This is a genomic window from Faecalibacterium sp. Marseille-Q4137, from assembly GCF_017377535.1.
GTDB lineage: Bacteria > Bacillota > Clostridia > Oscillospirales > Ruminococcaceae > Faecalibacterium > Faecalibacterium duncaniae.
On the sequence record NZ_JAFREK010000003.1, the window covers coordinates 1 to 18,911 of the forward strand.

Annotated in this window: 22 protein-coding genes and 1 other RNA gene; 10 read left to right on the forward strand and 13 right to left on the reverse strand. The window is 61.5% G+C overall.

Translation table 11 applies throughout. The features are described 5' to 3' along the window. The 4 genes from J3353_RS01790 to J3353_RS01805 form a co-directional block, all read left to right on the forward strand. Positions 1 to 495, forward strand: a 495-nt coding sequence (locus J3353_RS01790) for an FtsW/RodA/SpoVE family cell cycle protein (RefSeq protein ID WP_207683980.1), incomplete at its 5' end; no start/stop codon positions are given. Between the two features lie 285 nt (positions 496 to 780). Beyond that, positions 781 to 2,112 (forward strand): UDP-N-acetylglucosamine 1-carboxyvinyltransferase, encoded by a 1,332-nt coding sequence (locus tag J3353_RS01795; protein ID WP_207683981.1) that lies wholly within the window; start codon positions 781 to 783, stop codon positions 2,110 to 2,112. Positions 2,113 to 2,201: 89 nt separating this feature from the next. Then, a complete protein-coding gene (gene ftsZ, locus J3353_RS01800) occupies positions 2,202 to 3,374 on the forward strand; it encodes a cell division protein FtsZ (RefSeq protein ID WP_207683982.1) in 1,173 nt (390 codons plus the stop codon). 72 nt (positions 3,375 to 3,446) lie between these two features. Continuing rightward, positions 3,447 to 4,076: a hypothetical protein gene (locus J3353_RS01805; RefSeq protein ID WP_207683983.1), complete on the forward strand. Its 630-nt coding sequence runs from the start codon at positions 3,447 to 3,449 to the stop codon at positions 4,074 to 4,076. Between the two features lie 53 nt (positions 4,077 to 4,129). On the opposite strand, the gene J3353_RS01810 is transcribed toward J3353_RS01805, so the two are convergent. The 9 genes from J3353_RS01810 to J3353_RS01850 form a co-directional block, all read right to left on the reverse strand. Then, entirely contained in the window at positions 4,130 to 4,711 is a 582-nt protein-coding gene (locus tag J3353_RS01810; protein WP_005935632.1) for a hypothetical protein, read from the reverse strand. 1 nt (position 4,712) lies between these two features. Further along, complete coding sequence (locus J3353_RS01815) at positions 4,713 to 4,934, reverse strand: YdbC family protein (protein ID WP_005935630.1); 222 nt, start codon at positions 4,932 to 4,934, stop codon at positions 4,713 to 4,715. Between the two features lie 193 nt (positions 4,935 to 5,127). Further along, positions 5,128 to 5,466, reverse strand: coding sequence for a hypothetical protein (locus J3353_RS01820; protein WP_207683984.1), 339 nt, complete (start codon positions 5,464 to 5,466; stop codon positions 5,128 to 5,130). Positions 5,467 to 5,694: 228 nt separating this feature from the next. Continuing rightward, entirely contained in the window at positions 5,695 to 8,151 is a 2,457-nt protein-coding gene (locus tag J3353_RS01825) for an AAA family ATPase (protein ID WP_207683985.1), read from the reverse strand. Then, positions 8,148 to 9,287, reverse strand: coding sequence for an exonuclease SbcCD subunit D (locus J3353_RS01830; protein ID WP_207683986.1), 1,140 nt, complete (start codon positions 9,285 to 9,287; stop codon positions 8,148 to 8,150). Before J3353_RS01830 ends, J3353_RS01825 begins: the two co-directional genes overlap by 4 nt. Before the next feature lie 237 nt (positions 9,288 to 9,524). Continuing rightward, positions 9,525 to 10,004 carry a peptidoglycan-binding protein gene (locus tag J3353_RS01835; protein ID WP_207683987.1) on the reverse strand — a complete coding sequence of 160 codons (480 nt, stop codon included), beginning with the start codon at positions 10,002 to 10,004 and terminating at the stop codon, positions 9,525 to 9,527. Next, positions 9,913 to 10,752 (reverse strand): stage II sporulation protein R, encoded by an 840-nt coding sequence (locus J3353_RS01840; RefSeq protein WP_242700813.1) that lies wholly within the window; start codon positions 10,750 to 10,752, stop codon positions 9,913 to 9,915. The genes J3353_RS01835 and J3353_RS01840 overlap by 92 nt, the downstream gene beginning before the upstream one ends. 162 nt (positions 10,753 to 10,914) lie before the next feature. Further along, the gene (locus J3353_RS01845) at positions 10,915 to 12,282 is read right to left on the reverse strand and encodes a PFL family protein (RefSeq protein ID WP_082210803.1); all 1,368 of its coding nucleotides are present in this window, start codon (positions 12,280 to 12,282) and stop codon (positions 10,915 to 10,917) included. Between the two features lie 91 nt (positions 12,283 to 12,373). After that, complete coding sequence (locus tag J3353_RS01850) at positions 12,374 to 12,643, reverse strand: ACT domain-containing protein (protein ID WP_098923015.1); 270 nt, start codon at positions 12,641 to 12,643, stop codon at positions 12,374 to 12,376. Between the two features lie 204 nt (positions 12,644 to 12,847). Between J3353_RS01850 and J3353_RS01855 the strand changes: the two genes are divergently transcribed. Genes J3353_RS01855 through J3353_RS01875 form a run of 5 tightly spaced genes read left to right on the forward strand, consistent with a single transcriptional unit; the run spans position 12,848 to position 15,849 of the window. Beyond that, entirely contained in the window at positions 12,848 to 13,069 is a 222-nt protein-coding gene (locus J3353_RS01855; protein WP_207683988.1) for a hypothetical protein, read from the forward strand. Then, a complete protein-coding gene (locus tag J3353_RS01860; RefSeq protein ID WP_005935606.1) occupies positions 13,020 to 13,499 on the forward strand; it encodes an Lrp/AsnC family transcriptional regulator in 480 nt (159 codons plus the stop codon). The genes J3353_RS01855 and J3353_RS01860 overlap by 50 nt, the downstream gene beginning before the upstream one ends. Further along, positions 13,499 to 14,686 carry a pyridoxal phosphate-dependent aminotransferase gene (locus tag J3353_RS01865; protein WP_117505728.1) on the forward strand — a complete coding sequence of 396 codons (1,188 nt, stop codon included), beginning with the start codon at positions 13,499 to 13,501 and terminating at the stop codon, positions 14,684 to 14,686. The genes J3353_RS01860 and J3353_RS01865 overlap by 1 nt, the downstream gene beginning before the upstream one ends. Before the next feature lie 12 nt (positions 14,687 to 14,698). Next, a complete protein-coding gene (ispE, locus tag J3353_RS01870; RefSeq protein ID WP_207683989.1) occupies positions 14,699 to 15,589 on the forward strand; it encodes a 4-(cytidine 5'-diphospho)-2-C-methyl-D-erythritol kinase in 891 nt (296 codons plus the stop codon). A gap of 20 nt (positions 15,590 to 15,609) precedes the next feature. Then, positions 15,610 to 15,849, forward strand: coding sequence for a DUF378 domain-containing protein (locus J3353_RS01875; RefSeq protein ID WP_005935597.1), 240 nt, complete (start codon positions 15,610 to 15,612; stop codon positions 15,847 to 15,849). A gap of 50 nt (positions 15,850 to 15,899) precedes the next feature. On the opposite strand, the gene J3353_RS01880 is transcribed toward J3353_RS01875, so the two are convergent. The 3 genes from J3353_RS01880 to J3353_RS01890 all read right to left on the reverse strand — a co-directional run bounded on the left by J3353_RS01880 (position 15,900) and on the right by J3353_RS01890 (position 17,243). After that, positions 15,900 to 16,529 carry a hypothetical protein gene (locus tag J3353_RS01880; protein ID WP_098923009.1) on the reverse strand — a complete coding sequence of 210 codons (630 nt, stop codon included), beginning with the start codon at positions 16,527 to 16,529 and terminating at the stop codon, positions 15,900 to 15,902. 166 nt (positions 16,530 to 16,695) lie between these two features. Further along, positions 16,696 to 16,899, reverse strand: a non-coding RNA gene (gene ssrS, locus J3353_RS01885) — 6S RNA. A gap of 29 nt (positions 16,900 to 16,928) precedes the next feature. Continuing rightward, positions 16,929 to 17,243: a DUF1292 domain-containing protein gene (locus J3353_RS01890; RefSeq protein ID WP_005935590.1), complete on the reverse strand. Its 315-nt coding sequence runs from the start codon at positions 17,241 to 17,243 to the stop codon at positions 16,929 to 16,931. 281 nt (positions 17,244 to 17,524) lie between these two features. Between J3353_RS01890 and J3353_RS01895 the strand changes: the two genes are divergently transcribed. Further along, on the forward strand, positions 17,525 to 18,268 hold the full coding sequence (locus J3353_RS01895) for a peptidylprolyl isomerase (protein WP_242700814.1): 744 nt from the start codon (positions 17,525 to 17,527) through the stop codon (positions 18,266 to 18,268). A gap of 161 nt (positions 18,269 to 18,429) precedes the next feature. Here J3353_RS01895 and ruvX read toward each other — a convergent pair whose 3' ends face one another. After that, positions 18,430 to 18,861, reverse strand: a complete 432-nt coding sequence (gene ruvX / locus J3353_RS01900) for a Holliday junction resolvase RuvX (RefSeq protein WP_156064953.1) — start codon at positions 18,859 to 18,861, stop codon at positions 18,430 to 18,432. Positions 18,862 to 18,911 lie beyond the last annotated feature (50 nt).

The following is an 18,911-nucleotide window of genomic DNA, read 5'->3' on the forward strand; positions in this document are numbered from 1 at the left end:
ATGCCGGACCTTGTGCCCTACGCTGCCGACCGCCTGCGCTCCTGGCAGGACCCTTTTGCCGACCCGCTGGGGGACGGCCACCAGACCATCCAGAGCCTGTACGCCATTGGTTCAGGCGGGGCCACCGGGCTGGGGCTGGGGAACAGCCGCCAGAAGCATCTGTTTGTGCCCGAACCCCAGAACGACTTCATCTTCTCCATCGTCTGCGAGGAACTGGGCTTTGTGGGGGCCTGCGCCGTGGTGCTGCTGTTCGTGCTGCTGCTCTGGCGGGGCATTACCATTGCCGCCCATGCTCCCGACCGCTTTGGGGCGCTGCTGGTGGTGGGCTTTACCGTGCAGGTGGCCCTGCAGGCTGTCCTCAATGTGGCCGTGGTCACCAATACCATCCCCAACACCGGCATCAGCCTGCCCTTTTTCTCCTCCGGAGGAACGAGCTTGATGATGTTGTTGGGAGAGATGGGTATTGTCCTATCCGTATCAAGAGGTGAGACCTGACGGAATAGAAAACATAAAGTTGAATTGCCAAAGGCTCTCCCTTTGGGAGCAACGACGACGACCACCGCCTGCGGCGGAATGAGGGAGGAGTTGTTGGGGCCGCGGCCAGCAGGACGCAAGCGCAAGGGTTTGCGCGAAGCGGATGCTGGGAGCCGCAACCCGGTGCTGGCGCGAAGCGCCTGAGAGGGCGAGGATGCTATAAATTACAAAACAAACTTGTCCGCCTCACACTCCGGCCCTGTTTTGCATACGGTGGGGTATCTTTTGCGGAATGGGGGCACGGACATGGAGGAACGGATCGTGGTGACAGGGGGCCGCCCGCTGAACGGAAGCGTAAAAATTCCGGCAGCAAAAAACAGCGTTCTGCCGCTTTTTGCGGCATCGCTGCTCTGCACGGGGGAGGTGCGGCTCAAGGCTGTGCCCCGCCTTGCGGACGTGGAACACTGCATGGCGCTTTTGCGGGGCGTGGGCTGTTCCGCCCGGTGGGAGGGCAGTGATGCGGTACTCTCCGGTCCGCCTGCCAACAGCACCCTGCCGGGGCAAACAGCGGGACAAATGCGGGCCTCCATCCTGTTCTGCGCGCCGCTGCTGGCAAGGCTGGGCCGCGCCGAGACCAGCCTGCCCGGCGGGTGCCGCATCGGGGCCCGGCCTATCGACCTGCATCTGGCGGGGCTGGCAAAAATGGGGGCGGTGGAGCTGGAAGCAGGGGAGGGGCGGCTGGTGCTGACAGCTCCCTCCGGCCTGCACGGGGCCGAGATCACCCTGCGTTTCCCCAGCGTAGGGGCCACCGAGACGCTTTTGCTGGCCGCTGCCTGTGCCAGAGGCAGGACCATCCTGCGGGGAGCGGCCCGGGAACCGGAGATCGCCGACCTTGCCGCTTTTCTGAACCGGTGCGGCGGCTGCATCGAGGGGGCAGGCAGCTCCACGATCCGCATCGAAGGGCGGCGGGGGCTTTCCGGGTGCTGTTTTTCGCCCCTGCCCGACCGTATTTTTGCTTCCACGCTGGCCTGCGGCTGTGCGGCGGCGGGCGGCCGGGTGGAACTGACCGGCTGCGCCCCTGCGCTCTATGCGCCGGTGCTGGAAATTCTGGGACAAATGGGGTGCCGGGTGGAACCGGCAGGGGATACGGTGCGAATTTCCCGCTTTGGGCGGCTGCACGGGGCAGGCCGGGTGTTCACCGGAGCCTATCCGGCCCTTGCCACCGATGCTGCCCCGCTGCTGGCGGCGGCAATGCTCTGTGCCGACAGCGAGAGCAGCATCGAGGACGTGATCTTTGAGCGCCGGTTCGGCTGTGCCGAGGGTTTTTGCCGCCTGGGCGCACAGGCCGAAACGGCGGGCAGGGTGCTGACCATTGCGCCGGGCGGCCATTTGCGCGGCACCGTGGTGGAGGCCCCCGACCTGCGGGGCGGGGCGGCACTGGTGCTGGCGGGGCTTGCGGCCCGGGGAACCACGGTCATCACCCACCCGGCGCATATCGACCGGGGCTATGCCGGATTTACAGAGATTTTGGCCGGTTTGGGGGCGCAAATTCGGCGGGAATCGGCCACGGGAAACGGGACGGTGAAAAAAACCTCTGCAAAAAAACAAATTTGTCTTGCAATCGGGGCAAAAAGATGATACGATACAGTTATATAAGTATAGTATCGAACTCTTCTTGTGCGAAAAGCGCAGGTTTACGATAACATATCCGATGGAGGACAGAAGTTATGGCACTCATGCTCGACGAAGAAATGGATGAAAACGTTACGACGATCAAGGTCATTGGCGTGGGCGGCGGCGGCGGCAACGCAGTCAACCGCATGGTCAGCGACGGTCTGCAGGGCGTAGAATTTATTGCAATGAACACCGACCAGCAGGCGCTGGCCAAGAACCATGCTGCCACCAAGGTGCAGCTGGGCTCCAAGCTCACCAAGGGCCGCGGCGCGGGCGCTGATCCCGAGATCGGCCAGCGTGCTGCCGAGGAAAGCAAGGACGAGATCGCAAATGCCCTGAAGGGCTCTCAGATGGTCTTTATCACCGCCGGTATGGGCGGCGGCACCGGCACGGGTGCGGCTCCTGTTGTGGCTGAGGTGGCACACGATCTGGGCATCCTGACCGTGGGCATCGTCACCAAGCCCTTCTCCTTTGAGGGCAAGCGCAAGATGGGCCTGGCAGAGCAGGGCATTGCAAACCTGCTCATGCACGTTGACAGCCTGATCGTTATCCCGAATGAGCGCCTGAAGATGATCAGCCAGGAAAAGATCACTCTGATGAACGCCTTCCAGGCCGCCGATAATGTGCTGCGTCAGGGCGTGGAGTCCATCTCTGCTCTGATCAATGTGCCCGCCTTCATCAACCTGGACTTCGCCGACGTGCGCTCCATTATGAAGGATGCCGGTTACGCCCACATGGGCGTGGGCAGCGCCAAGGGCGCGGGTAAGGCAGAGAACGCCGCCAAGGCTGCGATCTCCTCTCCGCTGCTGGAGACCAGCATTGCCGGTGCACACGGCGTGATCATCAACATCACCTCCAGCCCCGATATCGGCCTGGAGGATGTCGAGACCGCTGCCGGCCTCATCACCCAGAGCGCTCACCCCGATGCAAACATCATCTGGGGTACTGCGTTCGATGAGAACCTGTCCGATGAGATGCGCGTTACCGTTGTAGCCACCGGCTTTGACAACAAGGCCGCCGATGGCCTGCGCAGCAGCCTGAACAACGCCGCCGGTGCCGGTGCTTCCACCCCCAGCGCAGTGTTCAGCTCTGATGTGTCCGGCGCGGGTGCCGCAAAGCAGCAGCCTGCTGCCACCGCAAACAGCGCTGCAAAGCCGGTGGAGGAAGAGAGCAGCGACAACCGTTACTACGATGAGCTGCTGGCGATCCTGAATAAGCGCAAGTAAGTTTGTAAGTTACAGTGTGAACCGCCCGGGAGGGGGCGTGGTCTCTTGCGCGCGTGAGCGGGAGGAGCAGAGATGGTACCAAACGACATCTGGCTGCGCACCGAATGGCTGAGCTGCCGCAGGACCAGTGTGCTGCGCTGTGTGGAGCGTTATTGTGCCGCCGCTGCCCGTGAATACCGCCGCGCTCTGCGCAGGGTGCAGGAAGTGGAGGAAACGATGGCGCAGGTCGAACCGGAAACCGGGAGACGGCTCCCGAGCCAGCCCGCTCAGGCGGAGCTGTTGAACCGCCGTCTTGCTGCTGCCAATGCGGAGATCCGCCGTTACCAGACCCGGCTTTACGCCTGTGAGCGGGAGATGGTGGCACTGCGGCAGGAGAACGCTGAGCTGGAAGCTCTGTGTGAGCAGGCGCGGGCAAACAGTTTGCTGCCGCCCGTGCCCCCGCAGCCCAAGGTGCTGGAACAGCCCGGCCTGCCGGTGATCGTGTTCCACCCGGCGGCGGATGCTCCCAAGGCAGAGCAGCTCCAGCCGGATGCTGTACCGGAACAGAGCGCACCGGAGCAGGAGCCTGCCCCGCAGGCCGCACCGCCGGAACCGGAGGAGGAACGCTGCCCCTTTGCGCAGCCGGACTGGAAGCCCACCACGGCGCTCGACCATCAGGCGGTGGATCTGGTACATCAGCTGGAAAGCTTAATGACTGTATAACAAAAAGACGATGCACAAACGCTGTGCATCGTCTTTTTTGCGTCTTGGGGATGTTACCGCACGGCGCTGGTGCGGTGTTCCATGAGGTAGGTGGCCTTCAGGTCGGCAATGTGGAGCTTGACGGCAAGCGGGTATTTGTCGTAAGCCTCCGAGATGGCGAAGCAGCCGCCCTTGGCTGCATCGTCAAAGCCGCCCATGTGCCAGCGGATGGCTACCGCTTCCTCGACCTTCAGCTTCATAAACCGCTCGATCAGGAACACGCTCTTCTCGCCGTGGCCATAGGGGAACAGATCCTCCACGCTGTAGCTGGGGACCTTTTCCCACTGGCCGGTGGCATCGTTCTTTACATTGCGGGTGCCTTTTTTGTAGTAGTTGGCCTTGCACAGATCGTGCAGCAGAGCACAGATAGCATAGCTCTCCTCACTCTCGCCCTCGGTGAAAAAGCCATCGTGGAGGGCATGGTAGACGTTCAGGCTGTGCATGCACAGCCCGCCGTCACAGGCCCCATGGAATCGGGTGGAGGCCGGAGCCGAGAAGAAATCTGTCTTGTTGTCCAGCCAGTCCAGCAGCTTTTCGCTGCCCGGGCGGGAGACATGCTGGTGCCAGATCTGCAAAAACTCCTCGCGGTAGTCCATCTTACAGCTCCAGATCTTCCAGAATGCCCTTGAGGATGGCCAGCTCTTCGCCGCTCAGGGAAATGCCCTTGCCCATGCGGGTACCGTCCGGGGACCAATCACGGATGTCGTACTTGGGTTCGCCGTCGTTCCAGCTGATGAGGTTGAGCTGGCGCTCCCAGCCGCGGGGCCGCTGAGACAGCACTGCAATGCGCTGGACCACTTCGTATTTGATTTCTGCCATGTTTCCTTACCTGCCTTTGCTTTGTTTGTTATCATAATATAAGAACGCGGCGAAGATTTCAACAGGTAATTGGAAAATAATTTGAAAATTTTGAATTTACTTGCAGGAGCCGGATGTGATATCCGCAAAACGGTACATTCTGCCAAGGGCTCCCCTGCGAGGGGCGATGGCGCGCGGAGCGTGACGGAGGGGGTCAACCATAAGGCTCCTCTTCCCGCAGGCGAACCAGTTCTTTTACCGCCTCCGGGTCATCCGGTGCGGGCTGGCGGCTGTTTCGCTTTTGCTCAGTGCTGAACAGCCCGGGGGCATACTGCGCCATTACCCCGGGTGTATTTCCTGCCAGAAATTCCTTGGCGTTTTTCTGCATACAGGCTGCCGGTGTGCCGTCTGTCATGGGGACCGCCTGGATCGGCGGCAGATCCGGTTCCGGCGGCAGCTGCACCTCCGGGCTGTCCGGCTGGCTGGGCAGCGCCCCCAGCGGCGGACTCACCCGGCTGGATGTGGGGCCGACATGCTTTTGCTTGTGGGACATAAGAAACACCTCCGCAAATAATTTTCCCTTTTAAAGGCTTATTATTCTGAAAGGGAAAGCTGTCCCACAACCAGGCTTGCCCTCTCAGTCTGCTTCGCAGCCAGCTCTCCCGAAGGGAGAGCCAAAAGTGCCTTGCCCTTTAGCAGATGCCTGCGGTAAACTCGCCAAAGGCTCCCCCTTTGGGGGAGCTGGCATCGCGACAGCGATGACTGAGAGGGTGAGTCTGCTTCACGTCACGATCTCCACCCAGCTGCCTCCGCTCCGCTCCTTGTGCACGACCACCTGCCGGTCGATGCGGTCCTTCAGGGCGGCGACATGGGAGATGATGCCCACCAGTCGGTCGCCCTCGGTCAGGCCGGAGAGCACCCGGATGGCCTGCTCCAGCGATTCCTCATCCAGCGAGCCGAAGCCCTCATCGAGGAAGAGGGTGTCCAGCCGGATGCCGCCTGCGGTGCTCTGGACTTCATCAGAAAGGCCCAGGGCCAGCGCCAGCGAGGCCTTGAAGCTCTCGCCGCCGGACAGGGTCTTGACACTGCGGCGGGTGCCGTTGTAGTGGTCGATGACTCCCAGGTCAAGGCCCGACTGGCTGCGCTGGTTCTCGGCACCGATGCGCTCCAGCTCGTACTGGCCCGCCGTCATCTGCATCAGGCGGGTGTTGGCGTGGACAAGGATGCGGTCGAGGTAGTTCATCTGGATGTAGGCCTCCAGCCGGATTTTCTGCTTGCTGCTCAGGGTGCCGCCCGCCGTGGAGGCCAGCGCGTTTACCCACTGCCAACGGGCATCCAGCGCGTCCCGCTGGTCGGCAAGCTTCCGGTGATCGGTCAGCGCCCTCCGGTTGGGGAGCAGCCGGGCGTTCAGGTCTTTCTCCTGTGCGGCAAGGGCTTTGCGCCGGGCCAGCAGCTCGTTCTGCTCTGCCTTGAGCGCCGCAATCTTCTGGGGCTGTGCGGTATGCTCCGCAGCCTGCCGGGCTTCCAGTGTCTGCACCGCAGCCTGGGCGGCGGCAGAAGCCTGCTGGGCTGCCGTCACCTGCGCTTCCAGAGCGGTGCGCTGTTCTGCCTGTGCTTTGCGCTGGGCTTCCAGCTCTTTTTTGCGGTGGCAGTCGGTATGGTTTTTGGTCTGGCGCTGCTTCAGGCCAGCCTGTGCGGTGTGCAGAGCATCGTTCTCCTCGGCCAGCGCAGTCTTGAGCAGGCTCACGGTCAGGGGCACCGGCCCCTCGGGCGAAGTGAACCGCTCAGGCAGAAGCGCTTCGGCATCCTTCCGCAGCTGGGCACGGCCCTCCTGCTCCCGCGTCAGCGCTTCCCGTGCGGCGGCACTGGCCTCCTGTGCGGCGCTGTCGGCCTGGGCGGCGGCCTGCTTGGCTTGGTTCACCTGCACTTCGGTGGGGGCGGTGCGGGGCAGGTGGGCTTTGGCCGGGTGGTGGGTGCTGCCACAGACAGGGCAGGCGGCTCCCTCTTCCAGCGTCTGAGCCAGCAGGCCCGCCTGCGCATCCAGAAAGGCCCGTTCCAGCGTGTCCCGGGCAGAATGGGCTTCGGTCTGTCTGCCTGCCGCCTGCCGGTAGGCCTCCTGCGCGGTGCGTGCGGCGGTGTTCCGGTGCTGGCACTCTGTCAGGCTCCGGGCCAGCTCGTTCAGTGCGGTTTCCCGCTGGGCAAGGCGGGCCGCTTCTGCCTCCAACTCTACCCGGCGGGTGTCGGCATCGGCCAGAGCGGCAAGTTCTGCTTCAGAGGCCGTGAGTGCCGCATCCAGTGCTTCCAGCGTTTTGCGCCGGGTGCTGGCCTTGGCGGATTCCAGCTGGGCGGTGCTTCGGGCCTTGGTCAGTTCTCCGGCAACCTCCTGCCGCTGGCGCTCTGCCTGCTCTGCCGCGCCCAATGTGGTCTGTAACGTGCTCAATTGCCTGTCCAGCGCAGCCAGCGCGTTTGCGGCCTGTGCGGCGGCAGCTTCCTGCCGGGCGGTCAGCCCCTCCAGCAGGGTGGCCACTGCATCCGGCGGCATCTGCGCCGAAAGTATCCCCAGTGTTTCGGCCTCCGGGTCTGCGGCATCATACGAGATGCCCGCAAGCACTGCGTCCAGCTTTGCGTTCAGGGCGGCGCGCCGGGCCGTGAGGGCGGAGTTTTCCTCAGCCAGCGCTTCCTGCAGTTTCTGATAGCGCTGGGTGCGGAACAGCTTGCGGAAGATCTTGCTCCGCTCCTCAGTGGTGGCGTTGAGCAGGCGGGTGAACTGCCCCTGCGCGATCATGGCGATCTGGGAAAATTGGTTGTAGTCCAGCCCGATGATATCAATGACAGCGGCAGTCACCTCCTTGGCTTTGGTCACAGGCGGGCGGCCGTCGGCATAGGTCAGGGCGGCATCCGCCTTTTCAGTGGTGAATCCATCGCCCCGGGCCTTGGGGCGCAGATACTCCGGGTTGCGCCGGACGGTGTACCGCTGCCCCCGCACCTCAAATTCCAGCTCCACAAAGGTGGGGGTGCCGGGGTCCGCGTATTTGCTGCGGAGCATGGCCCCATCCCGCACGCCGCCGCTGGAATGATCGTACAGGGCGTAGGTGATGGCATCGAACAGGGTGGTCTTGCCCGCGCCGGTGTCACCGGTGACAAGGTAGAGCCCGCCTCTGCCCAATTGCTCCAGCGGCAGGGTGGTAGTGCCTGCATAGGGGCCAAAGGCCGAGAGGGTCAGCTTGAGCGGTCTCATGCGTTCTCCTCCTTCCAGATGCTTTCAATGAGCTGCTGGCAGAAAGCCGCCTGCTCATCGGTCAGGGGCTGGTTGTTCTGCAGCTGGTAAAAATCTGCAAAGTGCTCCAGCGGTGTTTTCTGTTCGGCCTTTGCAGGGGCATCCAGCTCCTGCCGGGTCTGGGTGCGGCGGTTGTCGTAATCCAGCCGCATCAGGTTGGGGTAGATGACCCGCAGGCGGGCCAGTGCCTCGGGAATGTCCTGCTCATCGGTCAGGGTGATGTGCAGGTAATCATCCACGGCGGTGCCCTCGTAATTGCGGCGGTCGGTCAGCTCCATGTAGCTGCCGCGCAGCTCCCGCAGATCGTGCCGGGGCACCAGCGGTTCGGCGGCAATGGTCACGCTGCCCTTTTCGCCCAGCTCCACAAAGGTCACGCTCTTGTGCTGGCTGGCCTCCGAGAAGGAATACTTCAGCGGCGTTCCGCAGTAGCGCAGGGTGTCCCGGCCCACCTTCTGGGGGCTGTGCAGATGCCCCAGCGCCACATAGTCGAACTTGTCGAACAGGGCGGCATCCACCCAGTCTATGCCGCCCACGCTGGGCTCCTCACTCTCGCAGGAGGCAGCTCCTGCCACGAACTGGTGTGCCACTAGCACACTGCGGTGGACCGGGTCAGGCGAACAGTGATCCAGCACGCAGGCAAGGGCATCGTTGTAGCTCTCAATGGGCGCGTCCGGCCAGACGTGCCGCACCATGGCGGGCTTCAAAAAGGGCAGTAAGTACAGATCGACCGGGCCGTGTGCGTCGGTGAGGGTGATGGGCTCCGGCGGGCCGGAAAACACCGGCGAGACGTAGACCCTGCTTTCGGCCAGCAGGGCAGAGCCAAAGGCCACCCGGTCGGCGGAATCGTGGTTGCCCGAGATGGCGAACACCGGCAGTTCCCGGTGGGAAAGCTCGGTGAGGAACCAGTCCAGCAGGCGGACCGCCTCGGCAGGCGGCACGGGTTTGTCGTACAGGTCACCGGCCAGCAGCACGGCATCCACGGGGTGGGAATCGAGCAGGGATAAGATCTGCTCTAAAATATAGCGCTGGTCATCCAGCATGGAGAACTCGCAGACCCGTTTGCCCAGGTGCAGGTCGGAGAGGTGGAGAAAACGCATGGGGAAAGCCCCCTTTCTAAAAGGATGGCTCTATTATACCACGGAATGTTCTCTTTTGCGTGCCAAAAGAGAACCAGAAAAGCACCCGCTACTTTCGAAGCGCGGGAGGCACGAACTAGGGGCTGCTCGCCCCTAGTAACCCCAAAGCAGAGGGCTCCGAACAAAAATGCTGGAGATTCCCGCCTGTCGGCGTGAAGATCTCTTAACCGCATTTTTGCCCGGAGCCGATTGAAATTTTTAACTAGCGGGGAACAGCTTCTCCCAGGTGGCCTTGCCCACGGCACCGTCAGCGGTCAGGCCGTTGCGGCGCTGGAACCGCTGAACAGCGGCGGCAGTCCGGGAGCCGAACTTTCCGTCCGTGCCGATCTTCTCCCCCAGCGTGTTGAGCTTCTGCTGGATGAGCCGGATGGTGCCGCCGGACATGCCGGTGCGCATCACGATGCCGGGATAGGGTACTGCCAGCCCGTGCTTTGCGGTGTACTTTGCGTAGAGGACGTTCCAGGTGTTTGCCCCGACTTTGCCGTCCATGTTCATATTGTTCCGGAGCTGGAATTCTTTCACGGCGTTTTCGCTCCTGGTGCCAAAGCGGCCGTCTGTGGTCAGTACGGGGTAATAGCTGCACTGGTCACGCACGCCGTTCAGCCAGGTCTGCACCAGGGCTTCGTCCGGGCCGTAGGAGCCCTTTTGGATCAACGAATAATAAGCGGGGATCGCCATTGTGGTCACACTCCTTCCACGACAGCGTATGCAGCGCTGTGGGGAGGTGTGCCATAGCGTTTTTGCCCTCTCCGTCTTTGCTTCGCGCCTGAGAGGGCGAGGCTGTTTCGACCAGCACCTGATCTTCCCGGCTCGCTGTCACCCGCTGCCACCACTCCACACACTTGAACCGCACCACATACCCCCCGCACACCAGATCATTTTCCTCCGGCAGGGCGTAGGTGCCGCAGGCAGAGCGGCACAGCCCCGGGTAGAGCACGCACCACCAGTTTTTGCCGTGGCGGGCGTTGCCGCCCAGGTCGATGCGCAGAGCTAGATACCGCCCGGCGGGCAGGATGCCGGTGGAATAGCGGGTGGTGTCGAAGTACATTTCCACCAGCTGTACCGTAACGGTGGAAAAGATCCCACGCCTTGCCAGCACGGCCCGGGCCGTCAGCTCCAGTGCGGGCAGGTTCTCTGCCGCCCAGAGCAGGGCGGCAGGCTTGTCCTGTGCGGTGCAGTGGACATCGGCGTAGGCCAGAACGGCATCCCGCACGGCGAGCTTGGCGGTCTGGTCGGCAGGGGAATCGCTGTCGGCCCGGATGTGGAAGCGCAGGGTGTCGGCACAGAGGAGGGCCCCGGTGTCCAGCTGTGCCTGCCCCCAGCGCAGGGCAGCAGGCAGGGCGCTCAGAAGCAGCGCAAGGGAAAGCACGGCGCACCCCAGCGCCATCTCACGGCGGGTGAGCGTGCGGGCAAAGAATGGCAGCATAAAAACAGGCCCCTTTTCTGGAAATGATAACCAGAGAATGGGCCTGTTTGACACATTTTATTCTGATACTTGATTTTTGCAGTGAAGCCTGACTGTAATGCCAAGGGCTCCCCCTTCGGGGGAGCTGGCAATGCGAAGCATTGACTGAGAGGGTTGTTCCTTTTAGTTCTTCAGGGACTGCATGGGAGCCGGCAGGCGGCCGCCGCGGTTGATGAACACCGAGGGGTCACGCTGATTGACCGGCATGATGGGGCCATAGCCCAGCAGACCGCCGAAATCCAGGATCTCGCCAGCCTTGCGGCCGATGGCGGGAATGACGCGGACAGCGGTGGTCTTGCTGTTCACCATGCCAATGGCGGCTTCGTCGGCGATCAGGGCGCTGATGACAGCGGGGGTGGTATCGCCGGGGATGATGACCATATCGATGCCCACCGAGCAGACAGCTGTCATGGCTTCCAGCTTTTCGATGGTCAGGCAGCCGCACTCGGCGGCGTGGATCATGCCGTCATCCTCGCTGACGGGGATAAAGGCACCGGAGAGGCCGCCCACATGGTTGGAGGCCATCACGCCGCCCTTCTTCACAGCATCGTTCAGCAGGGCCAGGCAGGCCGTGGTGCCGCAGCAGCCGCAGGTCTCAAGGCCCATTTCTTCCAGAATGTTGGCCACGCTGTCGCCCACAGCAGGGGTGGGGGCCAGCGAAAGGTCGATGATGCCCGCGGGCACGCCCAGAGCCTTGGAGGCCAGATTGGCCACCAGCTGGCCCACGCGGGTGATCTTGAAGGCGGTGCGCTTGACCAGCTCCGCCACCTCGTCGATGGGAGCATCCTTAGGCAGCTTTGCCAGCGCGGCGCGCACAGCGCCGGGGCCGGAAACGCCGACGTGGATCTCACAGTCGGGCTCGCCGGGGCCGTGGAATGCACCGGCCATGAAGGGATTGTCCTCGGGTGCGTTGCAGAACACCACCAGCTTTGCCGCGCCGATGCACTGGCGGTCGGCGGTCAGCTCGCTGGCCTTCTTTACGGCTTCGCCCATCAGCTTGATGGCATCCATGTTCAGGCCCGCCTTGGTGGCACCGATATTCACCGAGCTGCACACGATGTCGGTCTCGGCCAGTGCGCGGGGGATGGACTCGATCAGGCGGCGGTCACCGGCCGAGAAGCCCTTGTGCACAAGGGCGGTGTAGCCGCCCACAAAGTTCACGCCCACCTTTTTGCCTGCGGCATCCAGTGCCTTGGCAAAGTCCACGGGGTCTGCATCGGGGCAGGCACCCAGCAGCATGGCAATGGGGGTGACGCTGATCCGCTTGTTGATGATGGGAATGCCGTACTCGGCGCTGATATGCTCTACGGCGGGCACCAGATCGGCTGCCTTGGTGGTGATCTTATTGTAGATTTTTTCGCAGGCCTTCTTCGGGTCCGGATCAATGCAGTCCAGCAGGCTGATGCCCATGGTGACCGTGCGCACGTCCAGATTGTCCTGCGTGAACATCTCGATGGTCTCGAGGATGTCGCCGGTATTCATCATGCTCATAAGAGTATCCTTTCTGAACCTCTCCGTCATTGCTTCGCAATGCCACCTCTATTAAGGGGGCTGGCGCAAAGCGTCTGAGAGGTCTTGTCTGTTAGATGGTATGCATCGCGTCAAAAACTTCCTGACGGGTCAGATTGATCTGCATCCCCATCTCCTTGGCCAGAGCATCGGTGCGGGCGTGCAGCTCCTCATGGCTGACGCTGCACTTGGAGATGTCCACCAGCATAATCATGGCAAACATGCCCTGCAGAACGCTCTGGGTCACATCCTCAATATTGATGTTCAGCTCGCAGCAAAGGGCGGCCACTTTGGCAACAACGCCCACGGTATCGTGTCCGATGACAGTGATAAACGCTTTCATATTCCTTACCCCCATTGTTTCTGGTAAAAACCCCTCAGGCGCTTCGCGCCAGCCCCCCTAGTAGTGGGGCCTCTGGCGTTGCGTGGAGTTTTGCAAGTTCCCCGTTCCGCACAAACTGTATCATTCTGCCAAGGCCGCCCCTATTAGGGGAGGTGGCAAAGCCGTCAGGCTTTGACGGAAGGGTTTAATTTCAGTATAGCAGATTTGCCGATTTTTGAACACTCTTTTTGGAAAAAAGAGCAGTTTTCAGGCGGAAAAGACATTCTATACCGCTTTGATGTAAAAAACAAGATGCAAAGCGGCGATTCTTGTGCTATACTGAAAAATAACAGCGGGGCGGGTGCGCCCACCCGCGCAAAACAAAGGAGAAACGACCATGGAACAGCTTTTGAAGATTCTGGAAGACAATGCGCGGCTGCCCATTGAGGACATTGCCACCATGCTGAATAAATCCCCCGCCGAGGTGGCGGCTATGATCGACCTGGCCCGGGCGCAGGGCATCATCAAGGGCTACAAGACCCTTGTGGACTGGGAAAAGGCCGGGGTGAACCGGGTGGAAGCAGTCATCGAGCTGAACGTCAGCCCCAAGAAGAGCCGCGGCTTTGATGAGATCGCAGCCACCATTGCCGCCTTTGACGAGGTGGAGAGCGTGCTGCTGATGAGCGGCGGCTATGACCTGCAGCTGGTCATCAAGGGCCAGACTTTCCAGGAAATCGCCCTGTTCGTGGCAAAGCGCCTGAGCCCGCTGGACGATGTGCTGTCCACTGCCACCCATTTTGTCCTGCGCACCTATAAAAAAGAGGGCCGCCTGTATCAGGACGAAGAGATCGATGAAAGAGAGTGCACGGTTCTGTGATGGATTACGATAAACTGATCGCGCCTGCCGCACGGGAGATGCGCCCCTCCGGCATCCGCAAATTCTTTGATCTGGCAGCTGATATGCCCGAGTGCATCAGTCTGGGCGTGGGCGAGCCGGATTTCAAAACACCGTGGGCTGTGCGGGAAGCAGGCATCGAGAGCCTGGAGCATGGCCGCACCCGCTACACCGCCAACGCAGGCCTGAAAGAGCTGCGGGCGGAGATCTGCAGATATCTGGAGCGCCGGATGCACCTGCACTACGACCCCCTGCGGGAGGTGCTGGTGACCGTGGGCGGCAGCGAAGCCATTGATATGTGCATCCGCGCCATTGTGCAGCCCGGGGATGAGGTGATCATCCCGGAGCCCTGCTTTGTCTGCTATGAGCCCATCACCACCCTGTCCGGCGGTGTGCCGGTGCATGTGCCCTGCCGCCAGGAGGATGAGTTCCGCCTCAGGCCCGAGGCCCTGAAAGCCGCCATCACCCCCAAGACCAAGCTCCTTATCATGCCGTTCCCCAACAACCCCACCGGTGCGGTGATGGAGCGGGAGGATCTGGAAGCCATTGCGGAGGTCCTGCGGGATACCAACGTCATGGTGCTTTCGGATGAGATCTACGCCGAGCTGAACTACGGCCTGCGGCCCCATGTCTCCATTGCCACCCTGCCCGGCATGGCCGAGCGGACCATTGTGGTGAATGGTTTTTCCAAGAGTTATGCCATGACCGGCTGGCGCTTGGGCTATGCCTGCGGCCCGGCTCCCATCATCAAAATTATGACCAAGATCCACCAGAGCGCCATTATGAGCGCCCCCACCACCAGCCAGTATGCGGCCATCACCGCCCTGCGGGAGTGCGACGGCGAGATCGACAAGATGCGGGATGAGTACAACATGCGCCGCCGCCTGGTGGTGCACGGCTTTAACTCTATGGGCCTGACCTGCTTTGAGCCGCGGGGCGCGTTCTACGCCTTCCCCTGCATCAAGAGCACCGGTATGACCAGCCAGGAGTTCTGCACAAAGCTGCTGGAGCAGAAGCATGTTGCACTGGTGCCCGGCGATGCCTTTGGCGCATCCGGCGAGGGCTACTGCCGTGTTTCCTATGCTTACAGCGTGGAGCACCTGACCGAGGCCATGAAGCGCATCCGGGAGTTCCTGAAAGAAAACGGCATCAACAGCGGAGAGCAGTGAGGAGGAAGAACGATGGCAAAACTGAACTGCGTGACCGTTCTGGCCCCGGCCAAGCTGAATCTGGCGCTGGATGTGGTGGGCCTGCTGCCCAACGGCTACCATAACCTGGATATGACGATGCAGGCCATCACCCTGTACGAGCGGGTGGTGCTGCGCCGCAGCCAGAACCTGAGCCTGACTCTGCCGGGCAGCCCGGTGGCCGCCAACGATTCCAACACGGCCATCAAGGCGGCGCTGGCCTTCTTCCACTATACCGGCCTGCTGGCGGGTGTAGAGATCACCATTTATAAGAATGTGCCGGTGCGTGCCGGTATGGCAGGCGGCAGCGCCGATGCCGCTGGTGTGCTGGTGGGCCTGAACGTCCTTTACGGCGCAAAGCTCTCCATGAGTGAGCTCTGCGCGCTGGGGGCAAAGATCGGCGCGGATGTGCCCTTTGCCCTGATGGGCGGCACCTGCCGGGTGCAGGGCGTGGGCGATGTGATGAAAGCCCTGCCGCCCTGCCCGGACTGCTGGTTCACGGTGGTCATGCCCGATTACGGCGTTTCCACCCCGGAAGCCTTTGCCGCTTATGACAAAGTGGGCAGCAGCACCCACCCCGACTGCGAAGCCCAGGAAAAGGCGGTCCGCGCCGAGGATCTGGCGGGTGTGTGTGCCGCCGCAGGCAACGCGCTGGAGGAATGCAGCGGAGCCAGAGACAACGAGGCCATCAAGACCGCGCTGAAAGAGAACGGCGCTGTCACTGCCCTGATGACCGGCAGCGGCGCGGCTGTGTTTGGCATCTTTGAGAGCGAAGAAGCTGCCCGAAGCGCTGCCGAGGCTGTCAGGGCGCAGTGGCCGCAGGTGTATGTGGCCCGGCCCGATCGGGGCGGCGCGCGGGTCATCAGCCCGAAGTGGATGCTGTAATATGTATAACCTCCTTTCCAATGGGGAAAACTGCCCAAAGGAAAGGAGGTCTTTTTGTGCAGACCTTTTATAAAGTATGCCTGATCCTGATGATCATTGGCGGCATCAACTGGGGGCTTGTGGGCCTGTTCCAGTTTGACTTTGTGGGCTGGCTGCTGGGCGGCAGCAGTTCAATCTGGTCGCGCATCGTGTTTACGGTGGTGGGCGTGGCCGCTGTCTGCGGCATCCCGGGGCTGTTTGCAGAGGAAACGGAAGAATGAAAAAACGGCTGCTGCACGGAAAATGTGCAGCAGCCGTTTTTGTGGATCATTCAGTTATCCCAACCCACCAGATCGGGCAGGGTAAGGGTCTCGTCCGAGCAGTGGGGGTCTGCGGGGCCGTCGGTGGGGGCGGTGGCCTTTTCCACAGCCCGCACGATCTCGCTGATGGCGGCGCAGTCCTCGGGCAGGTCGGTCTGGCTGCGGCCCGAGTGGGTGAACAGAATCTTGCCCAGGTGGCCCACCACCAGCGTCAGCGGCAGCAGCTGAGGGGCTTTGGTGTCGTAGTGGTAACCGGCATCTCTGGCGGCCTTGTAGATCTTCTGGGCCGCAAAGCTCCAGCTCAACAGGCCGCGGGTCTGCTCTACGCCCAGGTAGCCGTACAGCACGCCGGGGCCGTCGCAGATGACAGGAAAGGGGAAATCTGAGCCGTGGGTGGCTTTTGCCACCGCCTGCGCCGAGGAACGCACCACACAGACAAGCCGTGCCCCCTTGAGCTGGGGCAGCGTTTTTAGGTAGCGGGTGATATATTCGCGGCTGACAGGGTGGTCGAACCCGGGCAGGAAGATCATGCACAGCGGATGCTCCCCCTCGCACAGGGCGTAAAAATCATTGCCCGGCACCGTGGGGGTGTCGTAGGTGAAACGGGGGATGCTCGTCCCCACAAGATGTTCGCTTTTCATACCGCAATGCACATCCTTTCCATCATCACCAAAACCTCTCCGTCATTGCTGCGCAATGCCACCTCCCCTAATAGGGGAGCGGGGGCATCAGTGCCTGAGAGGTCGTCCTATAAAAAAATCCACACACTGGCCTTGTGGCAGGCCAGCGGTGGATGCAATGCTATAAAAAGATCCCGCCCGGTCGTCTGCGGCAATCAAACCTACCCTTACGGACAGGTGGGTGCCCTGTCGCCGGATTCACGCTTCCTCATCGAACCTCCATGGTCGACCCATGGCGGGGAGGTCTGCAATCCGCCGGAGAACTCCGGGCTCCCGTTGAATGATTAGTAGGATCATATAAACCGCAACAAATCGCGCCGGGCAGGAAGTCTTGCCTGGGAATCTGTCTGTGCAGGGAAATTACTCGATCTCGAACTGGTCGCTCAGGCGCTGCTCAAACAGCTTGCTGACTTCCATCAGAGTCTCGTCATCCTCCACAACGTCCAGATATTCGCCCTCGCTGTCCTCGCCCACGCTCAGGATGACCAGCTGTGCGTCCTCGTTGACATCCTCTTCATCCTCTGCGTATTCGACAACTGCAAGGTAATGCACGCCCTTATGGTCCAGTGCATCGATCACTTCAAACGTGACCTCATTGCCGTCCTCATCCTCAAGAGTCATCAGATCGGGCTGATATTCCTCTTCGGTGTTCGGGTTCTTGATCTCTTCTGCCATAAGATACGTTCTCCTGTCTATCCAAACCCAATCAAAGGGATGGTACTCAAATAAAATTACGCACACAGCCCGGGATCTGCTGCGTTCCTGCCGTCCCTTGCTGTGCTTATAGTGTAGCGTTTTTTTGCCTGCTCGTCAAGATGTTTTTCGCACAGAAAATGCACGACAAATTTTCACGCATTTCCCTCTCGCTTCCCGGGCAGAAATATGCTATACTGAATTCTGCGTATCTCCCGCGTGCGGGGGAACTGCTATCAGAATATGAACGGAGGGATCTGTTTATGAATAAGACCCGTGTCCGGCTGGCGGCGCTGCTGCTGGCCGTGAGTTTTGCACTGTCCGGCTGCAGCCTTGTGAAAAACATCGGCGGCAGCAGCGGAGCCGGAACAAAGACCATCACCCGCCCGGCGGTGGAATCGGCCGAGCTGCAGTTCACCCACCCGGCGGCGGGGGAACCCGTGGCGGTGTTCGATACCACGGCAGGTGTGTTCAAGGCCGTGCTCTTCCCGGAGCAGGCCCCGCAGGCCTATGATAACTTTGTGGGTCTGGTGCAGGCGGGCTACTATAACGGCCTGACCGTGACCCGTGTGGAGCAGGACTTTGTGGTGGAGGCCGGTCAGGGTGCTGACGGCAAGGGCACCACCATCTGGAATGGCAGCCGCTACCCGGCTGAGGCCACCGACAAACTCCACCATTATTCCGGTGCCCTCTGCATGGCGGCGGACTCCTCCGGCCAGTGCGCCAGCGTCTTTTATATCATGTCCACTCTGCCCGGCGGGGATTCCATCACCCAGGAACTCACCGACCAGATGAACAGTGCAGGCTACCGCGCTGAGGTCGTCTCGGCCTATCAGACCGCCGGCGGCGCACCCTACCTCGACTACACCGATACTGTGCTGGGCCAGGTGTACGAGGGGATGGACGTGGTGGACACCATCGCTCAGGCCGCCGTGGATGAGAACCAGAAGCCCACGGAACCGATCACCATCAACAGCGTCAGCATTGAAACATATCAGGCGCAGTAACAACTGAAAATGACAAAACCGGCTTTCCTGTGGCTGTGAACCTGCGCAAAGAAAAAAGCGCCCTGATGGTCTCGGTGACCGATCAGGGCAGCTGCATTACCGTGACATTACCCATATAAACGAAAAAGAGGCGCTGAAAAGCGTCTCTTTTTGCTTCCGGTTTACATTTCGCCGGGGTGCTCCTTGCGCCAGGCGAGGTAATCTTCCAGAATGACCGTGGCGCTGACGGAATCCAGAATGGCCTTGCGGTGAGCACCAAAAGTCCCCACCTCGTCCAGGATATCGGCGGCTTCACAGGTGGACTGCCGCTCGTCCCACATCCGCACGGGCAGGCCGCTCCAGATCTGCAGGGTCTTGCCCAGCTTGCGGCTCTTCTCGGCGCGCTCGCCCTCGGTGCCGTCCATGTTGAGCGGCAGGCCCACCACAATGAGCTCTGCCTTCTGCTCCTGGGCAATGCGGCAGACCTCGGCAGCCACCTTGGGCCGGGCCTTCAGGGTGATCTGGGGGGTGATGGGCGTGGTCAGGAACTCGGTGGGGTCGCAGACCGCAAGCCCCGTGCGGCTGGCACCGTAATCAACTGCTAGAATCTTCATGGGGAAGTGCCCCTCCTGTTTTGCTGTTTTTCCTCAGTTTACCACAGAAT

What these genes read in the sequence shown, in the direction of transcription:
- J3353_RS01830 (WP_207683986.1), bottom strand. Translation starts at nt 9,287, where the DNA reads ATGCGTTTTCTCCACCTCTCCGACCTGCACCTGGGCAAACGGGTCTGC.
- J3353_RS01795 (WP_207683981.1), top strand. Translation starts at nt 781, where the DNA reads ATGGAGGAACGGATCGTGGTGACAGGGGGCCGCCCGCTGAACGGAAGC.
- ruvX (WP_156064953.1), bottom strand. Translation starts at nt 18,861, where the DNA reads ATGAAGATTCTAGCAGTTGATTACGGTGCCAGCCGCACGGGGCTTGCG.
- J3353_RS01815 (WP_005935630.1), bottom strand. Translation starts at nt 4,934, where the DNA reads ATGGCAGAAATCAAATACGAAGTGGTCCAGCGCATTGCAGTGCTGTCT.
- J3353_RS01850 (WP_098923015.1), bottom strand. Translation starts at nt 12,643, where the DNA reads ATGAAAGCGTTTATCACTGTCATCGGACACGATACCGTGGGCGTTGTT.
- J3353_RS01825 (WP_207683985.1), bottom strand. Translation starts at nt 8,151, where the DNA reads ATGAGACCGCTCAAGCTGACCCTCTCGGCCTTTGGCCCCTATGCAGGC.
- J3353_RS01880 (WP_098923009.1), bottom strand. Translation starts at nt 16,529, where the DNA reads ATGAAAAGCGAACATCTTGTGGGGACGAGCATCCCCCGTTTCACCTAC.
- J3353_RS01810 (WP_005935632.1), bottom strand. Translation starts at nt 4,711, where the DNA reads ATGGACTACCGCGAGGAGTTTTTGCAGATCTGGCACCAGCATGTCTCC.
- J3353_RS01860 (WP_005935606.1), top strand. Translation starts at nt 13,020, where the DNA reads ATGGAACAGCTTTTGAAGATTCTGGAAGACAATGCGCGGCTGCCCATT.
- J3353_RS01845 (WP_082210803.1), bottom strand. Translation starts at nt 12,282, where the DNA reads ATGAGCATGATGAATACCGGCGACATCCTCGAGACCATCGAGATGTTC.
- J3353_RS01895 (WP_242700814.1), top strand. Translation starts at nt 17,525, where the DNA reads ATGAATAAGACCCGTGTCCGGCTGGCGGCGCTGCTGCTGGCCGTGAGT.
- J3353_RS01865 (WP_117505728.1), top strand. Translation starts at nt 13,499, where the DNA reads ATGGATTACGATAAACTGATCGCGCCTGCCGCACGGGAGATGCGCCCC.
- ispE (WP_207683989.1), top strand. Translation starts at nt 14,699, where the DNA reads ATGGCAAAACTGAACTGCGTGACCGTTCTGGCCCCGGCCAAGCTGAAT.
- J3353_RS01840 (WP_242700813.1), bottom strand. Translation starts at nt 10,752, where the DNA reads ATGCTGCCATTCTTTGCCCGCACGCTCACCCGCCGTGAGATGGCGCTG.
- ftsZ (WP_207683982.1), top strand. Translation starts at nt 2,202, where the DNA reads ATGGCACTCATGCTCGACGAAGAAATGGATGAAAACGTTACGACGATC.
- J3353_RS01820 (WP_207683984.1), bottom strand. Translation starts at nt 5,466, where the DNA reads ATGTCCCACAAGCAAAAGCATGTCGGCCCCACATCCAGCCGGGTGAGT.
- J3353_RS01890 (WP_005935590.1), bottom strand. Translation starts at nt 17,243, where the DNA reads ATGGCAGAAGAGATCAAGAACCCGAACACCGAAGAGGAATATCAGCCC.
- J3353_RS01875 (WP_005935597.1), top strand. Translation starts at nt 15,610, where the DNA reads ATGGGGAAAACTGCCCAAAGGAAAGGAGGTCTTTTTGTGCAGACCTTT.
- J3353_RS01805 (WP_207683983.1), top strand. Translation starts at nt 3,447, where the DNA reads ATGGTACCAAACGACATCTGGCTGCGCACCGAATGGCTGAGCTGCCGC.
- J3353_RS01835 (WP_207683987.1), bottom strand. Translation starts at nt 10,004, where the DNA reads ATGGCGATCCCCGCTTATTATTCGTTGATCCAAAAGGGCTCCTACGGC.